Here is a 22599-nt window from a genome sequence, read left to right on the forward strand (position 1 = left end):
CGCGTGAGCGTCAAAGCTGTGATCACCGACTGGGGCGGCGTCCTCACCTCGCCCCTGGCCGAGGCCATCGAGGTCTGGCTCACCGCCGACCGCATCGACGTCGAGCGCTACAAGACCGTCATGCGCGCCTGGGTGAAGCAGGCCTACGACGGCGCCGGGACGAACCCCATCCACGGCTTGGAGGACGGCTCGCTGCCCACCTCCGAGTTCGAACGCCTCCTCGCGGCCGAGCTGCTCACCGTCGACGGCGCCCCCGTGGAGGCCGCCGGGCTCATCGCCCGGATGTTCGGCGCGTTCGCCCCGGTCGAGCCGATGTACGAGGCGCTGCGCGCGGTCCGCGCGGCGGGCGCCCGCACCGCCCTGCTGTCGAACTCCTGGGGCAACGACTACCCCCACGACCTGTTCGCCGAGCTCTTCGACGCGGTCGTCATCTCCTGCGAGGTCGGGATGCGCAAGCCCGACGAGCGGATCTTCCGGCACGCCCTGGACCTGCTCGGCCTCGACGCCGCCGAGTGCGTGTTCATCGACGACATCGAGCACAACATCCGCGCCGCGCAGGCCCTCGGCATCCGCGGCATCCTGCACACCGGCCCCGACACGACGATCGCCGAACTGCGCGGAATGGACCTGCTGCCCTGACCGTCTGGCAGACTTGCTGACCGTCATGCGCGTCTACCTGCCGTCCACGCTCACGCTGCTCGCCGGCGTCCACGCCGCGCGCGAGATCGGTCCCGCGCCGCTCGCCGCCCACGCGGTCACGCCCGCGCTGCGCGAGTGGTACGCGGGCGGCGACCAGGAGGAGTTGGAGTACGCGGCGATGTCCGCCGCCGCCCGCGCCTCGCTGCGCCTGCTCGCCGCCGACCCGTCCGTCCCGCGCCGCCGGGTCGTGCTGGCCGCCGAGGTCCCCGACGACCAGGTCTCCTGGGCGCGCGGCGACGCGGCCCTCGGCAACGGGCACCGCGCCCTCGTCCAGATCGCGGCCCCCGTCGCGTGGAAGCGGATCGCCTCCGGCCACGTCGACGACCCCGATGCCGCCCCCGACGTCGACGCCGCCGCGGAGGCCCTCGCGGCCGCCGACGCCGGAGACGAGGACGCCCGCTTCACCGTGGACGGCGCCGAGGGCCACGAGCTCCTCTGGTACGCCACCCAGGAACTCGTCCACCTGCTCGACTAGCGGCCCGGGCGCGGGGTAGGTCCCTCGGCACGTCGACAATGCCGTCGGATCGCAGGGAGACGTCAGATGGACGCCGTCACCACCGTGCCGGTTCCCATGAACGAACCGGTCAGGACGTACGCGCCGGGAAGCCCCGAGCGCGCCGCGCTGGAAGCCAGGATCAAGGAGCTGGGCGGCGCGCAGACCGAGCTGACCATGGCGATCGGCGACGAGCGGCGCATGGGCGCGGGCACGCCCGTCGACGTCGTGGAGCCGCACGACCACGGCCACGTGCTCGGCCGGATGGGCGAGGCGACCGAGGCGGACGTGGCCGAGGCCGTCGCCGCGGCGCGGGAGGCGGCGCCCGCTTGGCGGGCCATGTCCTTCGACGACCGCGCCGCGATCTTCCTGCGCGCCGCCGAGCTGCTCGCCGGGCCGTGGCGGTCCACGGTGAACGCCGCCACGATCCTCGGCCAGTCCAAGTCGGTGCAGCAGGCCGAGATCGACGCCGCCTGCGAGCTGATCGACTTCTGGCGGTTCAACGTCCGGTACGCGCAGCAGATCCACGAGCAGCAGCCGCTGTCGCCGCCGGGGGTGTGGAACAGGCTGGAGTACCGGCCGCTGGAGGGCTTCGTCCTCGCCATCACCCCGTTCAACTTCACCGCGATCGCCGGGAACCTGCCGACTGCGCCCGCCCTGATGGGCAACGTCGTGGTGTGGAAGCCGTCCCCGACGCAGCAGCTCGCCGCCCACCACACGATGCGCCTGCTGGAGGCCGCCGGGCTCCCGCCCGGCGTGATCAACATGGTCACCGGCAACGGCGCCGCCGTCTCCGCGGTGGCCCTGCGCCACCCCGAGCTCGCCGGCCTGCACTTCACCGGCTCGGCCGCCACGTTCCAGCGGCTCTGGCGGACGATCGGCGAGAACATCTCCGGCTACCGGGGCTACCCGCGCATCGTGGGGGAGACCGGCGGCAAGGACTTCGTCGTCGCGCACCCGTCCGCCGACCCGGCCGTGCTGAAGACGGCGCTCGTCCGCGGCGCCTTCGAGTACCAGGGGCAGAAGTGCTCCGCCGCGTCCCGCGCCTACATCCCGCGCTCGATCTGGGCCGGCATGCGCGACGACTTCTGCGCCGAGGTGGACGCCCTCACCGTGGGCGACGTCGCCGACGACCTGTCGGCCTTCATGGGCGCCGTGATCGACGACCGGGCCTTCGCCAAGCACCGCCGCGCCATCGAGCGAGCCCGCGGGACCGCCACCATCCAGATCCTCGCCGGCGGCGAGCTGGACGACTCGCGCGGCTACTTCGTCCGCCCCACGGTCCTGGAGTGTTCCGACCCGACCGACGAGATCTTCACCACGGAGTACTTCGGCCCGATCCTCGGCGTCCACGTCTACGACGACGCCGACTACGACGGCGTCCTCACCCAGATGGAGGGCGTCTCCGACTACGCGCTGACCGGCGCCGTCATCGCCGACGACCGCGCCGCCGCGGCCGAGGCCACCGAGCGGCTCCGCTTCGCCGCCGGGAACTTCTACATCAACGACAAGCCGACCGGCTCGATCGTCGGCCAGCAGCCGTTCGGCGGGGCCCGCGCGTCCGGGACCAACGACAAGGCCGGCTCGATCCTCAACCTCACGCGCTGGACGAGCGCCCGCTCCATCAAGGAGACCTTCGTCCCGCCCACCGACCACCGCTACCCGCACATGGGCTGAGGCCCCGCCAGGCCCGCCCCCGGGCCCTCTTCCCGACCGGTCGTAGGGGTGGGAGGCTTGACGATAGGCTCGCCTCGCCGTCCGGTGGACGGCGCCTGAGCACACCCCCTGGAGGCGTCATGGGAACGGGATGTCGACGCTGAACCGTCTCGTGCTGTGGAACATCGACCACACCCTGGTCGACGTCGGGCGGATCACCCGGGACGCCTATGCCGAGGCGTTCCAGCGGACCATCGGGCGCCCGCTGGTGCGCCTGCCGCCCACCCCCGGCCGCACCGAATCCGAGATCATCTTCGAGACCCTCGCGTTCAACGACGTCGTCACCACCGACGACCACCTCCCCGCCTTCTTCGACGCGCTGGCCGAGGCGTTCGCGAGCCGTCGCGCCGACCTGGGCGCGCACGGCCGCGTCCTGGCCGGCGCCCGGGAGGCCGTCGAGGCGCTCGCCCACGTGCCCGGCGTCGTCCAGTCGGTGCTGACCGGATCGCTCCAGCCGAACGCGGTGCTGAAGGTGACCGAGCTCGGCCTGGCCGGCCGCCTCGACCTGGAGGCCGGCGGCTACGAGAACGGCGTCTACAGCAAGGCCGCCCTCCTGGAGGTCGCCCGCGCCCGCGCCGGGGAGCGCCACGGCGCCCGCTACCCCGAGTCCGCGACCGTCTACGTCGCCGACTCGCCCCGCGACGTCCAGGCCGCGCACATCGCCGGCTCGCCGATCATCGCCGTCGCCACCGGGAGCGCCACCGAGGCCGAACTCCGCGCCGCCGGCGCGGACCACGTCCTGGCGACGCTCGCCGACACGAACGCGGTGGTGAGCGCGGTCGCCGACCTGACCCGCATGTGAGACGCGCCCGCATGTGAGACAAGGTTGTCACCTCGGAAGGGCGGCGCCGTCCGGACGGTATCGCTAACTTTGAGTAATCACTTGACGTCAAGGAGTGATTGCCGTGCCGTGTCGTACCGTCGCCCTGTCCACCGTCCTCGCCGCTGCCCTCGGCGCCGCCGCGCTCCTCCTCACCACGCCCCCGGCCGATCCCGGCCGGGCCTCCGCGGAGCGCGCCGGGGAGATGCTCGTGTGCGAGCAGGTGGAGTCGCGGTATCCCCAGGTCTTCGGCCGGAACTGCGACTCCGCCCAAGGGGGGCCGCTCTCCGACTTCACCGTCATCGACCGCCGCAACGACAACACCTACCACTGCCGGACGGGCTGGGCCGAGGGCTCGCTCTGGGCCGACGGCCAGAACTGCCGGCCCCGGCAAGGCTGATCTCTCCCTCCGGGGCGATTCCTCGGCGCGGCGGCCGACACATCGCCGCGCCCGCCGGTGTGCCCTCTCCAAGCTGCCCGTTCTCGCGGGTGTGTGGGGGCGGGGGATGTCCGGGGCCGGTTCTGTGTGGGGGCGCGGGGTTGTCCGAGGACGCGTTTTGACCTGCGATGGGACCGGGTTCGGGGCTTGACGGCGGGCGTGGCGGGCAGGTTGCGCGGTGTGCCGGGCGGGCCCGATATTGGGATGGTCGCGCGGCGTGGCGCGGCGGGGAGGGAGAGAGATGGCCCGGGAGGTATCCGAGGGTTCGGCGCTGTGGGAGCCGTCGGAGGAGGTGGTCGCGGACGCGCGGGTGACGCGGTTCGCCCACTGGCTGGGGGACCGGGGCGTCCTCAAGGAGTCCTACGACGAGCTCTGGCACTGGTCGGTCACGGAGGTCGACGCGTTCTGGGACGCGATCTGGTCGTACTTCGACGTCGTCGGCGAGCGCGGTGAGGGGCCCGTCCGGACGGGCGGACCCATGCCGGTCGACGGGCTGGAGTGGTTCCCGGGCGCGACCGTCAACTATGCGGCGAACGCGCTGCGCCGGGCGCGGGAGGCGCCCGACGAGACGGCGGTCGTGTTCCGGTCGGAGGCGGGCGGGCACCGGCTGCTGTCGTACCGGGAACTGGCGCTGCACGTCGCGGAGGTGCGCGCGGGCCTGGCAGAGCTGGGGGTGGGCAAGGGCGACCGGGTCGCCGCCTACATCCCGAACATCCCCGAGGCGCTGATCTGCTTCCTGGCGACGGCGTCGCTGGGGGCGGTCTGGTCGTCGTGCTCGCCCGACTTCGGGTCCTCCTCGGTGATCGACCGGTTCGCGCAGATCGAGCCGAAGGTCCTGGTCGCCGTGGACGGCTACGCCTACAACGGCAAGCGGTTCGACCGCCGCGGAATCGTCGCGGAGATCGAGGCCGCCCTGCCGACCCTCGCCGCCACCGTGCTCGTCCCGTACCTGGACCCGGCCGCGACGCCGGAGGGCCTGCGCGTCGGCATGCACTACGGGGAGCTGCCCCGTCAGGGCCACGACACCCTGGAGTTCGAGGACGTCCCGTTCGACCACCCGCTGTGGGTCGTCTACTCGTCCGGGACGACCGGGCTGCCGAAGCCGATCGTCCACGGCCACGGCGGCGTGGTCCTGGAGCACCTCAAGGCGCTGTCGTTCCACCAGGACGTCGGACCCGGGGACGTGTTCTTCTGGTACACCACCACCGGCTGGATGATGTGGAACTACCTCATCGGCGGCCTGCTGGTGGGGTCCACCGTCGTCATGTACGACGGCGCCCCCCTCGACCTGTGGTCGCTCGCCGCCGAGAACGGCGTCACCTACATGGGGGTCGGTGCGCCCTACATCACCGCCTCGGCGAAGGAGGGGCGCCGCCCCGGCGAGGAACTCGACCTGTCCCGCCTGCGCGGCATCGGCTCCACCGGCTCACCCCTTCCGCCGGAGGGCTTCGCCTGGGTGTACGAGTCGGTCGGCCGCGACCTGCTGCTCGGCTCGTTCTCCGGCGGAACCGACCTGTGCACCGGCTTCGTCGGCCCCTCGCCGCTGCTGCCGCTGCGCGCCGGCGTCATCCAGTGCCGCGGCCTCGGCGCCAAGGTGGAGGCGTTCGGCGAGGACGGCAAGCCGGTGATCGACGAGGTGGGGGAGCTGGTCATCACCGAGCCCATGCCGTCCATGCCCGTCTTCTTCTGGAACGACGAGGGCGGCGAGCGCTACCGCGACTCCTACTTCGACATGTACCCGGGCGTGTGGCGGCACGGCGACTGGATCAAGGTCCTGCCGGACGGCGGCTGCGTGATCTACGGGCGGTCCGACTCGACCCTCAACCGCGGCGGCGTCCGCATGGGCACCTCCGACTTCTACCGGGTCGTCGAGGCGTTCGACGAGATCACCGACAGCCTCGTCATCGACACCGGCCGGCTCGGCCAGGAGGGCCGGCTGCTGCTCTACGTCCAGCTCGCGGAGGGCGCGTCGCTCACCGACGAGCTGGTGGCGGACCTGCGCGGGCGGATCCGGTCGGCGCTGTCGCCCCGGCACGTCCCGGACGAGATCACCGCGGTGCCCGGCATCCCGCGCACGCTGTCCGGCAAGAAGCTGGAGGTCCCCGTCCGCAAGATCCTCCAGGGCACCCCGGTCGACCGGGCCGCCAACCGCGACTCCATGGCCAACCCCGAGGTGCTCCGCCACTTCACCCCTTAGCGGCGGCGTAGGCGAGGACGTCGCGGCGGCGGTACAGGCGCCGCACGCGGCCTCCTCCCAGAGGCTCAACCCTGGCGGGCTCCGGCCAGCCCGCCGGCGGGCGCCTGGCGTAGACGGTGACGCTCGTCTGCGCCAGGCCGAGGATGCGGGCGGCCTCCGCCAGGGTGACCAGGTCGTCCGGCGCTTCCTCGGCCGGACGTTCCTCCAGGGCGCGGTACCAGGCCGTCCAGGCGGCCTCGTCCCAGTACAGGGCCTTGCCGGCGCGGTGGGCGACGTCGGGGTGGCCGTTGGAGGCGCGGTCCGCCCAGAGCTGCTTGAGGCGGTGGCGGCTGAGGCCGTGGCGTTCCGCCAGCTCGTCGCGGGTGGCGAGGCCGGTCGGGACGTCCCGGGCCCGGCGCGCCTCGTACCAGCGCTCCCACTCGGCGGCGTCCCACGCCAGCTGGGAACCGACCGTCCCCACCGGTTCGGGATGGCCGTTGGCGGCGCGCTCGCGGTACCACTTCTCCAGGGTGCTGCGCCCGAGCCCGTGCTCGTCCATGAGTTCGGCGCGCGTGCGAACGCGGCGGCCGTCGAGTGTCGCCATGGGCTCAGTCTCCCGCGTGTGGCAGCGTTCCGCTTGTACGCCCCCACCGCGCCAGCGAGACTGCCGGATATGAACGCCGCTTCCGTAGTGACAGCGGGCGCGCCCCCGGCGCTGGGGGAAGTAACGCCATTAAGGTGGTCTACGACCCAAAGCCGACCCGCGGAGATGATCGTCCATATCGCTCCGAATGGTCGCGGGATCCGGTGAACTCGGCTCGGGCCTCGCGCGTCACACAGTCGGAGGGGTGATCCGGGTCGACGCACACTCGATTCACCGATCAAGGAGAGGGACGGTTCCACGCATGGAGGTTGGGGCGCTGCGGTCCGGAGACCCGGACCGGCTCGGGACCTACGCCCTGATCGGCCGGGTGGGCGAGGGCGGCCAGGGAACGGTGTTCCTCGGCGCGGCCGAGGACGGCCGGCAGGTCGCGATCAAGCTGCTGCACGCCGAACTGACGTCCGACGACAAGGCGCTCGCCCGCTTCCTGCGCGAGCTCGAGGTCGCCAAGCAGGTGGCGCCGTTCTGCACGGCGCAGGTGATCGACGCCGACGCGACCGGCGACCGGCCCTACATCGTCAGCGAGTACGTGCCCGGCCCGTCGCTGAACCAGCACGTGCTGGCGGACGGCCCGCTCGCCGGCGCCGCGCTCGACCGGCTCGCCGTCGGCACCGCCACGGCCCTCGCCGCGATCCACCAGGCCGACATCGTCCACCGCGACTTCAAGCCGCACAACGTGCTGATCGGCCCCGACGGCCCGCGCGTCATCGACTTCGGCGTCGCCCGCGCGCTCAGCGGCGGCACCACCCTCACCAGCCGGGTGATCGGCACCCCGTCCTACATGGCGCCCGAGCAGATCAGCGGCGACGTGGTCGGGACGCCCGCGGACGTGTTCTGCTGGGCGGCGACGCTGGCCTACGCCGCGACCGGGGAGCCGCCCTTCGGGCAGGACACCATCCCCGCCGTGATCAACCGGATCCTGCACGAGGAGCCCGAGCTCGGCGACCTCGACGGGCCGCTGCGCGACCTGGTGCTCGACTGCCTCGACAAGGACCCCTCCCGCCGTCCCGGCGCCCGGCAGGTGCTGATGCGGCTGCTCGGGCACGAGGAGGCCGCGGCGCGCCCGGCGGCCCGCCCGTCCGGCGACACCGACGAGACCGCGATGCTGGCCGCCGGGTCCGTCCTCGCGGCCGAGGGCGGCGACGAGGACGAGGTGTTCGAGCCCGCCGCGGCGCGCGCCGGCGCCCCCCTCCCCGCCGATGACCCGATCTTCGACGACGCCGCCTTCGAGGCTCCCGCGGCCGCCGGCGCCGTCCCGGACGCCTACGACGCCGACCGCACGCCCGCCGAATGGGCCGCGGACGAGACGATGCCCGGCTCCGGCGGCAAGGGCGGCGGCCTGCGTCGCTCGCTCGCCGGCTCGGGACGCTCCGCCGTGCTCGCCGGGGCCGCGGCCCTCGTCGTCGCGTTCATCGTGGTGTCCTCCGTCCTGCTGCTCGGCTCCGGCGACAGCGGCAAGGCGGGCCGCAAGGTCAGCGACCCGAGCGCGCCGCCCGCCTCGACCGACGTCGCGCCCACCACCGCGCCGCCGACGAGCCGCCGGGCCGTGCAGGAGCAGCCGCCGACGTCCTACGACCCGGAGCCCACCGGCAGCCCCACCCCGACCGGCAGCCCCACGCCGACCGACAGCCCCACGCCGACCGGCAGCCCGACCCCGACCGACACGCCGACGGGCACGCCCACCGACCCGGAGTCTCCGCCCACGGACCCGGGCGACCCGCCGACCGACCCCGGCGACCCGCCGACCGATCCCGGAGGCGGCGGCACCGACCCCGGCACCGGAACCGGAACGGGCACCGGCGGCCAGGCCGCGGGCTGACGCGCGCGCGGCACCGATTTTCAAGATCACCCTGAGCGGCGGCGGTGGCCCTGGCAGGGTGGGATAGGCCACGTCGGCCATGCACGCGACCAGGTCGGCTTTGCGGCGATTCCTGGTTACGCTCGTGCAGTGAGCGGCGCCACAACGAGGTGGCGATGGGTCTCAAGGGGAGATTGTCGATGAGCGGCATGCTCGATCAAGAGAAGGACGACCTGCTCCGGCGGGCCGCCGAGACGTGCGCGCGGCGTCCGGACGCGCGCGGGGACGCGGAGGAGGTTCTCGCCTACCTCCGCCTCTACTACCGCCAGGTCGCGCGGGAGGACCTGCTGGAGCGCGACCCGGCCGGCATCTGCGGGCCCGCGCTGGCGCACCGCGCGCTCGCCGAGGAGCGGCCGCAGGGACGCGCGAAGGTGCGCGTGTTCACGCCGACGCTGGAAGAGGACGGCTGGAACCCCGGCCGCACCGTCGTCCAGGTCGTCACGGACGACATGCCGTTCCTGGTCGACTCGGTGACGATGGAGCTGAGCCGCCACCAGCTCGCGACCCAGCTGATCGTCCACCCGCTGCTGGGCGTGGACCGCGACGTCGCGGGCCACCTCAGGGCGTTCCGCGGCAAGCGCGACAGCGACGCCGACGTCGACGAGTCGTGGATGCACATCGAGGTCGACCGCACGACCGACCAGGCTCTCCTGGACGTCCTGGAGAAGGACCTGATCCGCGTCCTGCAGGACGTGCGGGTCGCCGTCGAGGACGAGCCCAAGATGCGGGCCCGCGCCCACGAGATCGCGACCGCGATCCAGGAGGTCCCGCCGCCCCTGTCCGACAAGGAGCTCGCCGAGGGCGTCGAGCTGCTGGACTGGCTGGCCGACGGGCACTTCACGTTCCTCGGCTACCGCGACTACACCCTCACCGACGACGGCACGGCGCTGCGCCCCGAGCCCGGCTCGGGCCTCGGCATCCTGCGCATGGACAAGCGCGAGTCCGCCGGTTTCGCCGCGCTGCCGCCCGAGGTCCGCGAGAAGGCGACGGAGAAGCGCCTGCTCGTCCTCACCAAGGCGAACTCGCGCTCCACCGTCCACCGCCCCCTGTACCTGGACTACATCGGGGTGAAGAAGTTCGACGCGTCCGGCGAGGTCGTCGGGGAGCGCCGGTTCCTCGGCCTGTTCACGCACGTCGCCTACAGCGAGTCGATCGCGCACGTCCCCGTCCTGCGTCCCAAGCTCGACGAGGTGCTGGAGCGCGCCGGGTTCACCCCCGACAGCTACGACGGCCAGGACCTCATCGAGATCCTGGAGAGCTACCCGCGCGACGAGCTGTTCCAGATCTCGGTGGACGACCTGCTGAAGATCTCCCTCGGCGTGCTGCGGCTGCGCGAGCGCCGCCAGCTGAAGCTGTTCCTGCGCAAGGACCTGTACGGCCGCTTCATGTCCTGCATGGTCTACCTGCCGCGCGACCGGTACACCACCAAGGTCCGGCTGCGCGTCCAGGACCTGCTCAAGGAGGCGTTCGAGGGCGTCAGCGTCGACTACAGCGCGAACGTGACCGAGTCGAACCTGGCCCGGCTGCACGTCGTGGTCCGCGGCGAGCGCGGCCGCCCGCTGCCGGACGTCGACGTCCCGGAGCTGGAGGAGCGCCTCGCCGACGCCACCCGCTCCTGGGAGGACGACCTCGCCGACGCGATCGTCGCCCAGTGCGGAGAGGAACGTTCCGGAACGCTCGGCCGCTCGTTCGGCGAAGCGTTCCCCGAGGGCTACAAGGCCGACTTCCCGGCCCGCACCGCCGTCAGCGACCTGCGCCGCCTCGACGCGCTCGACGAGGCCGTCGACACCTCGATCGACCTGTACGAGCCGGCCGGCGCCGGGCCCGGCGAGCGGCGGCTGAAGATCTACCGGATGGGCGAGCCGATCTCGCTGTCCCGGGTGCTGCCGCTGCTGCAGAACATGGGCGTCGAGGTGATCGACGAGCGCCCCTACGAGATCAACACCTCCGACGGCCGCCGGTTCTGGATCTACGACCTCGGGCTGCGGTACGTGCCGCCCGCGGACGTCCCGGAAGAGGCCGTCAAGGACCTGTTCCAGGACGCGTTCACGGTGCTGTGGCGCGGCGACATCGAGAACGACGGCTTCAACGCCCTCGTCCTGCACGTCGGCCTGACCTGGTGGCAGGCGATGATCCTGCGCGCCTACGCCCTGTACCTGCGGCAGGCGGGCGCCGCGTTCTCCAAGCGGTACTTCGAGGAGGTGCTGCTGCGCAACGCCTCCATCACCCGGCTGATCATCCGGCTGTGGGAGAGCAGGCTCGACCCGACCCTGCAGGGCGGCGAGGAGGAGCGCAGCGACGGCATCACCGAGGAGATCCGCGGCAAGCTGGACGACGTCGCGAGCCTCGACGAGGACCGCATCCTGCGCTCCTACCTGGCGCTCGTCCAGGCGACCCTGCGCACGAACCACTACCAGAACAAGCCGTACCTGGCGATGAAGTTCGACCCGGCGGGCATCCCGGACCTGCCGCTGCCCCGCCCCACCTACGAGATCTTCGTGTACTCGCCGAAGGTCGAGGGCGTGCACCTGCGGTTCGGGTCGGTCGCGCGCGGCGGGCTGCGCTGGTCGGACCGGCGCGAGGACTTCCGCACCGAGATCCTCGGCCTGGCCAAGGCGCAGGCGGTGAAGAACACCGTCATCGTCCCGGCCGGCGCCAAGGGCGGCTTCGTCGGCAAGCAGCTGCCCGACCCGTCCGTGGACCGGGAGGCGTGGCAGAAGGCCGGCATCGACTGCTACAAGGACTTCATCTCCGGCCTGCTCGACCTCACCGACAACCTCGTGGACGGCAAGGTCGTCCCGCCGCCGAACGTCGTCCGCCACGACGGCGACGACACCTACATGGTCGTCGCCGCCGACAAGGGCACCGCGACGTTCTCCGACATCGCCAACGGCGTCGCCGCCGACTACGGGTTCTGGCTCGGGGACGCGTTCGCCTCGGGCGGCTCGGTCGGCTACGACCACAAGGGCATGGGCATCACCGCCCGCGGCGCCTGGGAGTCGGTGAAGTACCACTTCCGGGCCCTCGGCAAGGACATTCAGAACGAGGACTTCACCGTCGTCGGCATCGGCGACATGTCCGGGGACGTGTTCGGCAACGGGATGCTCCTGTCGGAGCACATCCGCCTGGTCGCCGCGTTCGACCACCGGCACATCTTCCTCGACCCCGACCCGGACGCCGCCGCCTCGTTCGCCGAGCGCCGCCGCCTGTTCGAACTGCCGCGCAGCAGCTGGGCCGACTACGACACCTCGCTGATCTCCAAGGGCGGCGGCGTGTTCCCCCGCACCGTCAAGTCGATCCAGATCACCCCGCAGATGCGGGCGGTGCTCGGGCTCGGCGACGGCGTGAAGACCCTTCCGCCCTTCGAGCTGATCCGGGCCATCCTGCGCGCCCCGGTCGACCTCCTGTGGAACGGCGGCATCGGCACCTACGTCAAGTCGTCCTTCGAGAACAACGCCGACGTCGGCGACAAGGCCAACGACCCCGTCCGCGTGGACGGCGCCGAACTGCACTGCAAGGTCGTCGGCGAGGGCGGCAACCTCGGCGTGACGCAGCTCGGCCGCATCGAGTTCGCCCGCGGCGGCGGCCTGATCAACACCGACTTCATCGACAACTCCGCGGGCGTCGACACCTCCGACCACGAGGTCAACATCAAGATCCTGCTCGACCAGGCGGTGCGGGACGGCGAACTGGCCGGCAAGCAGCGCGACGGCCTGCTCTACGAGATGACCGACGAGGTCGGGCGGCTCGTCCTGCGCGACAACTACGCGCAGAACGTGGTGCTCGCCGCCGCCCGCGCGCAGGCCCCCGCGATGCTGCACGTCCACGCCCGCTACATGCGCAAGCTGGAACGCGACGGCCGCCTGAAGCGCCGCCTGGAGGCGCTGCCGGACGACAAGGCCCTCGCCGAGCGGCGCCAGTCCGGCCTCGGGCTGACCAGCCCCGAGTTCTCGGTGCTGCTCGCCTACGCCAAGCTCGCCCTGGACGCCGACCTCGTCGCCTCCGACCTCGCCGAAGACCCCTACCTGGAGTCGTGGCTGGTCGACTACTTCCCGACCCCGCTGCGCGAACGGTTCCGCCCCCACATGGACCGGCACCCGCTCCGCCGCGAGATCATCACGACGGCCGTGGTGAACGACGTGGTCAACGCCAGCGGCTGCACGTTCGTGTTCCGGATGAACGAGGAGACCGGCGCGTCCTCCTCCGACATCGCCCGCGCCTACCTCGTCGCCCGCGACGTCTTCCAGATGCCGCGATTCTGGCGGTCGGTGGAAAGCCTGTCGCACCACATCGAAGAGTCGACACAGGTCGCGATGCTGCTGGAGGCCCGCAAGCTCACCGAACGCGGCGCCCGCTGGCTCCTGCACAACCGGCGCCCCCCGTTCGACATCCAGGAGACGATCGACTTCTTCCGCGGCGGCGCCGCCACCCTCAGCGAACACCTCTCGAAGCTGCTCGTCGGCCTGGACCTGGCCGCCTTCGAACAGCGCCGCGACGGCTTCGCCGAACTCGGCGTCCCGGACGAACTCGCCGAACAATGCGCCACGTTCGTCCCCGCCTACTCCACCTTCGACGTCGTCGGCATAGCCCACGACACCCAACGCCCGGTGGAAGAAGTCGCCGAAATCTACTTCGACCTGGCCGACCGCCTCCAACTGTCCCGCCTGCGCGAACGCATCATCGCGCTGCCCCGCGACGACAAGTGGCGCTCCATGGCCCGCTCCGCCCTCCGCGACGACCTGTACGCCGCCCACTCCGCCCTCACCCGCGACGTCCTCGTCACCAGCGAACCCGGAGGCAACCCCGAAGAACGGATGATCTACTGGGCGGAAAAGAACAAACCAGCCGTCCAACGAGCCCAGCAAACACTGAGCGAAATCTGGGAAAGCGACAGCTTCGACCTGGCAACCCTCTCAGTAGCCCTAGGCGCCATCCGCACCCTCGTAACCTCCAGCAGCCTTCCCGCTGAATAGCTTTTTCTCCTCCTTCGGGCCTGGCGGCCCTCCATCGTCGAAAAAGCTGGGCGATCGCTGGCATCGCTTCGACTCGCCTTGCGGCTCGCTGCGCGATCAGGTTCTCGCTTCGCTTGAACCTGCCTTCGGACGCGATCGCAACCATTGAGGCCCGCCGCGTGGTTCACTTCAAACCACGCGGCGGGGGCGTGCTTATTGCATTTCTCTCCTCCTTCGGGCGCTGGGCGCCCTCCATCGTCGAGAAATGCGGGCGATCGCTGGCATCGCTCCGGCTCGCCTTGCGGCTCGCTGCGCGATCAGGTTCTCGCTTCGCTTGAACCTGTCTTCGGACGCGATCGCAACCATTGAGCCCGCCGCGTGGTTCACCCCGAACCATGCGGCGGGAGCCCTTGCCCGGGCGCTCGTTGAAGGGCGTCCCGAACAGGTAGTGCATGTCCCGCGGGCCGTTGGTGATCTGTCGCGGGCGCGCTGGCCACTGCCTTTCGCTGAAAGGACTGCCGTGAACCTCGGCACGCGCAAGCTGTGCATATCCCTCGCGCTCTCCCTGGGCCTCAACGTCGCCGCGCTGATCGTCTTTCTCCTCCTGGCAGGCGGCGAGACCGGAGCCATCATCGCCACCGCCCTGGGCGTGGGCACAGGAGCCAGCGGCGTGACTTTAGCGATCATGAGCTCCCACGGCCTCCTGACTCCGCCCCACCCAGGACCAAGGCCCCGAGCAAAGCGATGAACGCACGAACCCCACCGCAACCCGCAGCACCCGGCATCGGTCCCGACCGCGCCCGAAGGCAGGTCCAAGCGAAGCGAGAACCTCATCGCGCAGCGAGCCGCGAGGCGAGTCGGAGCGCTGCCCGCACCTTCTCCTGAAGAGGACCACCGGGCGCAACAAGCTCAGCCACTTCAGCAACCCCGCAACAGCCTCAATGGTCGCGATCGCGTCCGAAGGCAGATTCGAGCGAAGCAAGAATCTGATCGCGCAGCGAGCCGCAAGGCGAGTCGTAGCGATGCCAGCGATCGCCCGCGGTGCTCGACGATGGAGGGCCGCCAGGCCCGAAGGAGGAGAGCACTGCAGAGAAAAAAGCAATAAACCATCGGACACCGGCCGGTTCCGCCGCAGCGGTCAGGAGGGGCGGGCCGGCCGGTATCCGACGGGGTTCAGGAGCCTTGGGCGGTGACGGCTTTGCGGTACATGCCGCTGATGGTGGCTCGGCCTTTGGGTGGGATGGTGGCCAGGTACTGCACGAGGACGGTGGTGTCGAGGCGCGTCCGGGCGGTGGTGGATGGGGCGAGGCCGACGAGGTCGCCGCTTACGGCGAGTTTGCCTCGTTGGGCGGCCGAGTAGGCCTCGTTCTGTTTGAGGACGTACCAGACGACGGCTCCGCGGTCTTTGGTGCGGAGCCCGTAGACCTTGTACTCGGCGGGAGAGAAGCGGGACGAGAGTGTGACGCCGCGGGTGGCGAGGGTCTTCTCGCCTGCTTTGAGCGCCTTGTAGGTTTCGCTGGTTTTCGCCCCGTCGGCGAGGACGGAGGCTCCGGAGGCGCGGGGCCCGTCGGTGAGGAGGGCCGCGTGGGCTTTCGGGAGCTTCGCGGGGGCGACCGCGAGGTCTTCGACGTCGGGGGCGACCGGGGTGGCGTACCCCTGCGGGTCGAGCGCGACGTGGGCGAGGGCGAGTTCGGACGGGTACGGGTCGGCGGCGAGCAGCCAGGGCGCGTTCTCGCTGGACTGGGTGAACAGCAGCGCGTGCCGCAGGGCCTGCTTGCCCTTGCCGCTGACGGCGTCGGCCGCGAACCAGCGCGGGTGGCCGGTCAGCCGCGGGATGTAGAACGTGGTGTGGCTGAAGACGACCTTGGGCGGACGCTGCCGGACGGCGCGGCGGAGCTTGAGGGCGGCGACGTCCATGGTGAGCTGCGGGTCGGTTTCGACGGTGCGCAGTGTCCTGCCGCTGAATCTGAGCCCTGCCTGGTTCATGCCCGAGGCGAAGGACGTGAGTACCTGCTGTGCCTGCTCTTTGGTGAGGGCGGGCGGCCCCTGCGGCTTCCCCGGGGCCGCGGAGGAGGTGTTGTTGCCGGAGCAGCCGGTGCTGACGGCGGCGGCCAGCAGGCCGGGTAGGAGTAGTGGGACGAGAGTGCGTGCTGCCATGAGGCCCCCCGAATGGCGACGTTGGTCCGGACCACCCGGCATCCTCGCAGAGTGATCATGTGATCACTCTGCGAACACGAAAGTCGGCCGTAAAAGGTGGGGGACCGGTCGGGGGACGGTCTCGGGTCAGGCGCTCTCCTGCTGGCGCAGCCAGCGGATCTCGGCCTCGATGAACTCGTCGATGTCGCCGTCCAGGACCGCGGAGGTGTTGCCGACCTCGACGCCGGTGCGCAGATCCTTGACGATCTTGAACGGGTGCAGCACGTAGTTGCGGATCTGCGTGCCCCAGCTCGTGGTGCCCTCGCCGCGCAGTTCGGAGAGCTTCTCCGCCTCTTCCTTGCGCTTGCGCTCCAGCAGCTTGGCCTGCAGGACGTTCATGGCCGTGGCCTTGTTCTGCAGCTGGCTGCGCTCGTTCTGGCAGGACACGACGATGCCGCTCGGGATGTGGGTGATCCGCACGGCGGAGTCGGTCGTGTTGACGCCCTGGCCGCCGGGCCCCGACGACCGGTAGACGTCGATCCGCAGCTCGCTCTCGTCGATCTCGACGTGGTCGCTCTGCTCCACCACGGGGACGACGTCCAGGCCCGCGAACGACGTCTGCCGCCGGCCCTGGTTGTCGAACGGGGAGATACGGATGAGCCGGTGGGTGCCGTGCTCGCCGCGCAGCGTGCCGTAGGCGTAGGGGGCCTTCACGGCGAAGGTGGTCGACTTGATCCCGGCCTCTTCGGCGTAGGACGTGTCGTAGACCTCCGTCGGGTAGCCGTGCCGCTCGGCCCAGCGCAGGTACATCCGCCGCAGCTGCTCGGCCCAGTCGGCCGCGTCCACCCCGCCGGCCTGCGCGTTGATGGTGACCAGCGCCTCGCGGGCGTCGTACTCGCCCGACATGAGCGTGCGCACCTCGAGCTGCTGGACGGCCTTGTGCAGCGCCGCCAGCTCCTCGTCGGCCTCGGTGCGCGTGTCGGCGTCGTCCATCTCCCGGGCCATCTCGTACAGCGTGGCGGCGTCCTCCAGCCGCTGCCGCAGGCCCTCGACCCGGTTGAGCTCGCTCTCCAGGTACGACAGGCGGCGCGTCACCCCCTGGGCGCGCTCCTGGTCGCTCCACAGGTCGGGGTCGGCCGACTGCTCGCGCAGTTCGGCGATGTCGCGGCGCATGGTGTCGAGGTCCAGCACCTGCTCGATGCTGGACAGGGTCGAGCCGAGCTCCTTGAGCTGTTCTTCGGGTTCGATGCCTGCCACGTTCCGAGCTTATCGCCGTCCCGGCACTGCTTATCGCCTCGTGGCGGGCGACCGGAGGTCCGGCCAATACCATGCGGGTGGCAGAATCACGGGCCGAGGAGGTCGGCCGAGGCGGCCGGCCAAGGATTCTCGCTCCGGGGGACGGGTCTTTGCACAGCTTCCTGCGGGTGGTCGCGGCCGGGGCGCTGCTCACCCTGCTCACCGCCGCGGGCTGCGCCGAGGGCGACAAGACGGAGGCGCGGCCGACCGTCACCGTGCCCGAGACGTCCCCGCCCGCGCCGGTGGCGCTGACCCCGCAGGTCGCCGGCCAGGCGTTCCGCTCCTACGTCACCGACGAGGACGTGGCCAGGGCCGCGGGCGACGAACGTCTGGCGCTGACGTGGACGTCCGACGGCCAGTCCCAGCTGACCGCGGCCGAGTTCCGCAAGGCCGCCTACGACGGCGATCCGGTGCGGCGTTTCGTGTACGGCACGCCCAAGCTGTACGTGCCGAAGCTGAGGGACGCCGCCTACCCGCAATGGTTCGTGGTGTCGGTCGACCGTTCCGTCGTGGGCCAGCCCAAGACCAAGCGCAGGGCGCTGATGAGCTTCATCCTGCGGGGCCCGTCCGACCACTGGAAGCTCACCCTCGCGACCCTTCTGCAGGAGAAGGCCAAGGAGCCGAAGGTCGCGATCGACGCCGCCGGCTATGCGACGGCCATGAGCGCGGAGGACGCGTCCGTGCTGATCCGCCCCCGGGACGTCGGCGGGATCCAGGCGACGATCGCCGCGGAGGGGCCGCGCAGTGTCGCCGCGAAGGTGATGCGGTCGAACGCGGTCACCACCGGCTTCTACCAGGACGCCAAGAAGGCCAGGAAGAAGGCCAAGAAGAAGGACGTCACCTACACGGCCGTCTACACCGCGACGCCGTTCCCTTACTTCGGGCTACGGACCGAGCACGGCGGCGGCCTGGTGATCTACTCGCTGTTCCGCAACACCTCGCTGATCGCCAAGGATCCCGGCACGCCGAAGCCGGAGATCCCGCAGGAGGCCGAGCACCTGCTCGACGGGACGGTCGAGGGCAACGAGGTCGACACCACGGCCACGCTGCACTTCGCCGCGTTCGATCCGCCGAAGGCCAAGAAGGGCGCGACCCAGCCGAAGGCGCACATGGTCGCCGACGACGGCACCGTGACCAAGGCGGGCACGCCGCCGGTCAAGAAGCCGTGACGCGCCGGGCCGGTCAGCCGTAGACGCGCTGCAGGACGAGCGCCGCGAACAGCAGCGCGACGAGGACCGCCAGGACGACGGCGGGCGGCACGGACGGGCCGTGGTGGTGCAGCTCCGAGCGGGCCTCCCGGCAGGTGGGGCAGCGTCCCTCCACCACCGGGTTCGAGCACCGAGCGCAGATGAGATGTTCGCAGCTCATGTCGTGGGCCCCAATCTCCGTCAACGGCACGTGGTCCGTGCGGGAAGCGTCGGCCTGTCTGGTCGTTCGTCCACCTATTAGGTATCTTTCGCCGTCATCCAGCCTAGCCGGACTGTATGGTCGTTCCGGCAAGTCCGGGGGCTAGACGGTATAAAACGGCCGGACGTCGGGAGACGGTTTACATGGCACTGATCGGACGTCACGCACTGATCGGACGCGGTGCCGGCCCCGGACGCCCGTACCACTGCGAGTGGGACGAGGTGGTCGCCTCTCCCCTCTACACTGCTCGAAGGCTCCGCGTCCCACCTGGCCGTGAAGCCGGGCGGCGCAGGCAAGGGGCCACGGACGCTTCCGTGGCCGCGGGCCGGCCCGCTCCCCAACCCCTACAGCGAACCGCCGTGATGCAGCCGTGATCCATTTCGACAACGTCACCAAGGTCTACCCGAGCCAGAACCGGCCCGCCCTGCAGCATGTGAACGTCGCCATCGAGAAGGGCGAGTTCCTGTTCCTGGTGGGCCCGTCCGGCTCCGGTAAGTCGACCTTCCTGCGCCTCGTCCTGAAGGAGGAGCGTCCTTCCCAGGGTCACGTGCACGTGGCGGGCAAGGACCTGAGCAGGCTGAGCAACTGGAAGGTGCCGCACCTGCGCCGCAGGATCGGCTGCGTCTTCCAGGACTTCCGGCTCCTGCCCAACAAGAACGTCTTCGAGAACGTCGCGTTCGCCCTCGAGGTGATCGGCAAGCCGCGGCGCTTCATCGGCAAGGTCGTCCCCGAGGTCATCGACCTGGTCGGCCTGGAGGGCAAGGCCCACCGGATGCCGGACGAGCTGTCCGGCGGCGAGCAGCAGCGCGTCGCCATCGCGCGGGCGTTCGTCAACCGCCCGATGATCCTGCTCGCCGACGAGCCGACGGGCAACATCGACCCCGCGACCTCGATCGGCATCATGAAGGTGCTGGACCGCATCAACCGGACCGGTACGACCGTCGTCATGGCCACCCACGACGCAGCCATCGTCGACGCCTTCCGCAAGCGCGTCGTCGAGCTGGAGGACGGCCGCGTCGTCCGCGACCAGTCGCGCGGCGTCTACGGCCAGGCGTACTGATACGGGCGCGCTGACACAGGCGTACTGACACAGGCGTGCCGACAAGGGCGCACTGACATCTGAACCATCGATTCCCGCCGGGTCGTAGGAAACCCAGAGGGGTGCCCGAAAGGAAGCCGCCCGCGCCGCATCCCGCGGCGCCCCGGCTCCCGGCCCAGCAACGGCGATCAAGGACAGCGAGGCATGCGCGTACAGTTCGTTCTCCAGGAGATCTGGATCGGTCTCCGCAGGAACATGACGATGACGATCTCCCTCGTCATCACCGTCGCCATCGCCATGGCGCTCTTCGGCACCGGGCTGCTCCTGCGGCAGCAGGTCTCCGCCTCCAAGAGCTACTGGTACGACAAGATCGAGGTCTCGATCTTCCTGTGCGCGAAGACGAGCTCCAACCCCGTCTGCCAGAAGCAGGACGTCACCGAACAGCAGCGGGAGACGCTCAAGGCGCAGCTGGCGAAGATGCCGCAGGTCTCGGATGTCCAGTACGAGAACAAGCAGCAGGCCTACGCCCGCTTCAAGGACCGCTTCGCCGGCTCGCCCGGATTCGTGGAGAGCACCCGCGAGGGCGACATCCCCGACTCGTTCCGGGTCAAGCTGAAGAACCCGGAGGAGTACAAGGCGGTCGCGCAGGCGATGCTCAACCAGCCCGGCGTCGACTCGGTCATCAACGAGCAGGAGATCCTGAAGCGGTTCTTCAGGATCCTGAACGGACTGCAGGTCGCCGCGCTGACGATCGCCTTGATCCAGGTGATCGCCGCGGTGATGCTGGTCGGCAACACCGTCCGGCTGTCGGCGTTCAACCGGCGCCGGGAGACCGGCATCATGCGGCTGGTCGGGGCGTCCAACACCTATATCCAGTTGCCGTTCATCCTGGAGGGCGCGATCGCCGGGCTGATCGGCGGGTTGTTCGCGTCCGTCCTACTGATCTTCAGTAAGAAACTCCTGGTCGACAGACTCGCGGGGGACGTCCAGCTCGTCAGCCAGCTCGGTTGGAGCGTGGTGATCCTCGTCATCATCGTGTCGATCTGCTTCGGCGTCCTGCTGTGCGCCGTCTCCTCGTTCCTGACCCTGCGCAGATACCTGCGAATCTGACGTGACGGCCGGATCCGGCCCAACCGCCGGATCCGGGCCGCGGCACCGCCCTACACTTGGCCGCATGTTCCCCTCCGCGCCCCCGTCGCGCCCGTGTCCCCGCTGAGCAGGCGACCGGGCGGCGTGCTGCGCGGCGCCGCCATCGCGGCGGCGCTCGTCTGCGCCTACGGCGCGGGGGTCGTGAGCGGTTCGGGCTCCGAGCGCCACGCGGCCGTCGCCGGGGGCGGCTCCGTCCTCGACGAGGCCGCCGCGAAGATCGGCGGCCGGGCCGCGCGGCCCGTCGACCGCGGCGCCCTCGACCGCGCCGCCATCGAGGGCATGCTGCGCGGGCTCGGCGACCGGTGGGCGCACTACTACTCGGCCCGCGAGTTCGACGACGTCGAGGGGCGCCTCACCGGCCGCTACAGCGGTGTCGGCCTGTGGCTCGGCCGCGAGGACGGCGACTCCCGCGTGCTGGTGGCGAGCGTCCAGCCCGGCACCCCCGCAGCCCGCGCCGGCGTCCAGGCCGGTGACGTCGTCACCCGCGTCGGTGACGCCTCCGTGACCGGCTGGGACATCTCGCGCGTCGCCGAGGCGCTGCGCGGGCGCACGGACGAGACGGTCGAACTCACCGTGGAGCGCGAGCGTCGAACCAGGAGGTTCCACCTCGTCCGCACGAAGGTCTCTGGAGGGGACGTCACCGTGACCGAGCTTCCCGAGCGCGCGCGGATGATCCGGGTCGGCGCCTTCACGCGCGGGACGGGCGGCCAGGTCCGCGCGGCCGTGACCGGGCGCTCGCCCGCGGGCCGTCCCCGGGGCGGCGTCCTGCTCGACCTGCGCGGCAACCCCGGCGGGCTGGTCGACGAGGCGGTCGAGACGGCGTCGGCGTTCCTGTCCGGCGGCCCGGTCGTGACCTACGAGCCGCGCGGCAGGCCCGTCCAGCGGCGCACCGTCACCGCCCCCGGTGACGCCGAGACCCCGCTCGTCGTGCTCGTCGACGCGGGCACCGCGAGCGCCGCGGAGATCGTCGCGGGCTCCCTGCGCGACCGCGACCGCGCGGTGATCGTAGGATCGCGTACGTACGGGAAGGGCTCGGTGCAGGAACCCCTCCGGCTCGCCGACGGGTCGGTCATCGAACTGACCGTCGGTCGCTACCGCACCCCGAGCGGCCGTAACCTCGACGGGGTCGGCATCGAACCCGACGTGGAGGTCTCCGCCGACCGCCCCGCCAAGGCGGCCGAGCGGCGCGCCCGGACGGTGCTGCGCGGCCTCCACGCGACGATGCCGGGCTGAAGACGACGACGCGGGACGAGGACTGAGGACGTGGCACGGGACACCGGGCGGAAGAACGACACCGGGCGCAAGCTCATCGCCCAGAACAAGCGGGCCCGCTACGACTTCCACATCGACGACACGTGGGAAGCGGGCATGGTGCTCATGGGCACCGAGGTGAAGGCGCTGCGCGCCGGGCGGGCCTCCCTGGCCGACGGCTTCGCGCACGTGCGCGACGGCGAGGTGTGGCTGGAGAACGTCCACATCCCCGAGTACACGCAGGGCACCTGGACCAACCACGCGCCCCGCAGGCGCCGCAAGCTGCTGCTGCACCGCCGCGAGATCCAGAAGATCATCGCGAGGTCGGAGGAGCCGGGCTGGACGCTGATCCCGCTCTCGCTGTACTTCAAGGACGGGAAGGCCAAGGTCGAGATCGGCCTGGCCCGTGGTAAGAAGACCTACGACAAGCGCCAGGCCATCGCCAAGCGGGAAGCCGAGCGTGAGATGCAGAAGGCCGCGGCGGCCCGGTTCAGGAGACGGTGAAGG

The 22599-nt window shown here is 71.0% G+C and carries 18 protein-coding genes; 14 read left to right on the forward strand and 4 right to left on the reverse strand.

Annotated elements, in window-relative coordinates:
• Positions 1-3 precede the first annotated feature (3 nt).
• From AB0C84_RS17445 to AB0C84_RS17470, 6 genes are all read left to right on the forward strand, one after another.
• Complete coding sequence (locus AB0C84_RS17445; RefSeq protein WP_361066907.1) at positions 4-639, forward strand: HAD family phosphatase; 636 nt, start codon at positions 4-6, stop codon at positions 637-639.
• 25 nt (positions 640-664) lie between these two features.
• Positions 665-1174: a hypothetical protein gene (locus AB0C84_RS17450; RefSeq protein ID WP_361066968.1), complete on the forward strand. Its 510-nt coding sequence runs from the start codon at positions 665-667 to the stop codon at positions 1172-1174.
• 66 nt (positions 1175-1240) lie between these two features.
• Positions 1241-2869: an L-glutamate gamma-semialdehyde dehydrogenase gene (pruA, locus tag AB0C84_RS17455; RefSeq protein ID WP_361066910.1), complete on the forward strand. Its 1629-nt coding sequence runs from the start codon at positions 1241-1243 to the stop codon at positions 2867-2869.
• Positions 2870-2999: 130 nt separating this feature from the next.
• Positions 3000-3710 (forward strand): haloacid dehalogenase-like hydrolase, encoded by a 711-nt coding sequence (locus tag AB0C84_RS17460; protein WP_339155358.1) that lies wholly within the window; start codon positions 3000-3002, stop codon positions 3708-3710.
• Positions 3711-3813: 103 nt separating this feature from the next.
• On the forward strand, positions 3814-4128 hold the full coding sequence (locus AB0C84_RS17465) for a hypothetical protein (protein ID WP_258942771.1): 315 nt from the start codon (positions 3814-3816) through the stop codon (positions 4126-4128).
• A gap of 280 nt (positions 4129-4408) precedes the next feature.
• Positions 4409-6364: an acetoacetate--CoA ligase gene (locus AB0C84_RS17470; protein ID WP_361066915.1), complete on the forward strand. Its 1956-nt coding sequence runs from the start codon at positions 4409-4411 to the stop codon at positions 6362-6364.
• Here the strand turns inward: AB0C84_RS17470 and AB0C84_RS17475 are convergent.
• Positions 6354-6947, reverse strand: coding sequence for a hypothetical protein (locus AB0C84_RS17475; protein WP_361066918.1), 594 nt, complete (start codon positions 6945-6947; stop codon positions 6354-6356). The two genes, AB0C84_RS17470 and AB0C84_RS17475, sit on opposite strands and share 11 nt — an antisense overlap.
• 301 nt (positions 6948-7248) lie before the next feature.
• Here AB0C84_RS17475 and AB0C84_RS17480 point away from each other — a divergent pair, with 301 nt between their 5' ends.
• The 3 genes from AB0C84_RS17480 (at position 7249) to AB0C84_RS17490 (ending at position 14562) form a co-directional block, all read left to right on the forward strand.
• Complete coding sequence (locus tag AB0C84_RS17480) at positions 7249-8823, forward strand: serine/threonine-protein kinase (RefSeq protein ID WP_361066921.1); 1575 nt, start codon at positions 7249-7251, stop codon at positions 8821-8823.
• Between the two features lie 179 nt (positions 8824-9002).
• Positions 9003-13835: an NAD-glutamate dehydrogenase gene (locus tag AB0C84_RS17485; RefSeq protein ID WP_361066924.1), complete on the forward strand. Its 4833-nt coding sequence runs from the start codon at positions 9003-9005 to the stop codon at positions 13833-13835.
• Positions 13836-14079: 244 nt separating this feature from the next.
• Positions 14080-14562 carry a hypothetical protein gene (locus AB0C84_RS17490; RefSeq protein WP_361066927.1) on the forward strand — a complete coding sequence of 161 codons (483 nt, stop codon included), beginning with the start codon at positions 14080-14082 and terminating at the stop codon, positions 14560-14562.
• Positions 14563-14987: 425 nt separating this feature from the next.
• Here AB0C84_RS17490 and AB0C84_RS17495 read toward each other — a convergent pair whose 3' ends face one another.
• Together AB0C84_RS17495 and prfB are read right to left on the reverse strand one after the other, a co-directional pair.
• Positions 14988-15971: a hypothetical protein gene (locus tag AB0C84_RS17495; RefSeq protein ID WP_179846213.1), complete on the reverse strand. Its 984-nt coding sequence runs from the start codon at positions 15969-15971 to the stop codon at positions 14988-14990.
• A gap of 126 nt (positions 15972-16097) precedes the next feature.
• Entirely contained in the window at positions 16098-17207 is a 1110-nt protein-coding gene (gene prfB / locus AB0C84_RS17500) for a peptide chain release factor 2 (RefSeq protein WP_179846214.1), read from the reverse strand.
• Between the two features lie 149 nt (positions 17208-17356).
• On the opposite strand from prfB, the gene AB0C84_RS17505 reads away from it, so the two are divergent.
• Positions 17357-18415 carry a hypothetical protein gene (locus AB0C84_RS17505; protein WP_361066932.1) on the forward strand — a complete coding sequence of 353 codons (1059 nt, stop codon included), beginning with the start codon at positions 17357-17359 and terminating at the stop codon, positions 18413-18415.
• Positions 18416-18428: 13 nt separating this feature from the next.
• Here the strand turns inward: AB0C84_RS17505 and AB0C84_RS17510 are convergent, their stop codons facing one another.
• Positions 18429-18614 carry a hypothetical protein gene (locus AB0C84_RS17510; protein WP_179846216.1) on the reverse strand — a complete coding sequence of 62 codons (186 nt, stop codon included), beginning with the start codon at positions 18612-18614 and terminating at the stop codon, positions 18429-18431.
• Positions 18615-19023: 409 nt separating this feature from the next.
• Between AB0C84_RS17510 and ftsE the strand changes: the two genes are divergently transcribed.
• From ftsE to smpB, 4 genes are all read left to right on the forward strand, one after another.
• Positions 19024-19713, forward strand: a complete 690-nt coding sequence (gene ftsE / locus AB0C84_RS17515; protein WP_067453578.1) for a cell division ATP-binding protein FtsE — start codon at positions 19024-19026, stop codon at positions 19711-19713.
• A 183-nt stretch (positions 19714-19896) separates the two neighbouring features.
• Entirely contained in the window at positions 19897-20802 is a 906-nt protein-coding gene (gene ftsX, locus AB0C84_RS17520) for a permease-like cell division protein FtsX (RefSeq protein ID WP_179846217.1), read from the forward strand.
• Positions 20803-20895: 93 nt separating this feature from the next.
• A complete protein-coding gene (locus AB0C84_RS17525; protein WP_361066935.1) occupies positions 20896-22074 on the forward strand; it encodes a S41 family peptidase in 1179 nt (392 codons plus the stop codon).
• 30 nt (positions 22075-22104) lie between these two features.
• Positions 22105-22596, forward strand: coding sequence for an SsrA-binding protein SmpB (gene smpB / locus AB0C84_RS17530; RefSeq protein WP_258942779.1), 492 nt, complete (start codon positions 22105-22107; stop codon positions 22594-22596).
• Positions 22597-22599: the final 3 nt, after the last annotated feature.

It is taken from the genome of Actinomadura sp. NPDC048955 (genome assembly GCF_040649435.1).
GTDB lineage: Bacteria > Actinomycetota > Actinomycetes > Streptosporangiales > Streptosporangiaceae > Spirillospora > Spirillospora luteofluorescens.

Excerpts from the sequence above, each read along its gene's own strand:
- AB0C84_RS17450 (WP_361066968.1), top strand. The coding sequence starts at position 665 with ATGCGCGTCTACCTGCCGTCCACGCTCACGCTGCTCGCCGGCGTCCAC.
- pruA (WP_361066910.1), top strand. The coding sequence starts at position 1,241 with ATGGACGCCGTCACCACCGTGCCGGTTCCCATGAACGAACCGGTCAGG.
- AB0C84_RS17460 (WP_339155358.1), top strand. The coding sequence starts at position 3,000 with ATGTCGACGCTGAACCGTCTCGTGCTGTGGAACATCGACCACACCCTG.
- AB0C84_RS17470 (WP_361066915.1), top strand. The coding sequence starts at position 4,409 with ATGGCCCGGGAGGTATCCGAGGGTTCGGCGCTGTGGGAGCCGTCGGAG.
- AB0C84_RS17475 (WP_361066918.1), bottom strand. The coding sequence starts at position 6,947 with ATGGCGACACTCGACGGCCGCCGCGTTCGCACGCGCGCCGAACTCATG.
- AB0C84_RS17480 (WP_361066921.1), top strand. The coding sequence starts at position 7,249 with ATGGAGGTTGGGGCGCTGCGGTCCGGAGACCCGGACCGGCTCGGGACC.
- AB0C84_RS17485 (WP_361066924.1), top strand. The coding sequence starts at position 9,003 with ATGAGCGGCATGCTCGATCAAGAGAAGGACGACCTGCTCCGGCGGGCC.
- AB0C84_RS17490 (WP_361066927.1), top strand. The coding sequence starts at position 14,080 with ATGCGGGCGATCGCTGGCATCGCTCCGGCTCGCCTTGCGGCTCGCTGC.
- AB0C84_RS17495 (WP_179846213.1), bottom strand. The coding sequence starts at position 15,971 with ATGGCAGCACGCACTCTCGTCCCACTACTCCTACCCGGCCTGCTGGCC.
- AB0C84_RS17510 (WP_179846216.1), bottom strand. The coding sequence starts at position 18,614 with ATGAGCTGCGAACATCTCATCTGCGCTCGGTGCTCGAACCCGGTGGTG.
- ftsX (WP_179846217.1), top strand. The coding sequence starts at position 19,897 with ATGCGCGTACAGTTCGTTCTCCAGGAGATCTGGATCGGTCTCCGCAGG.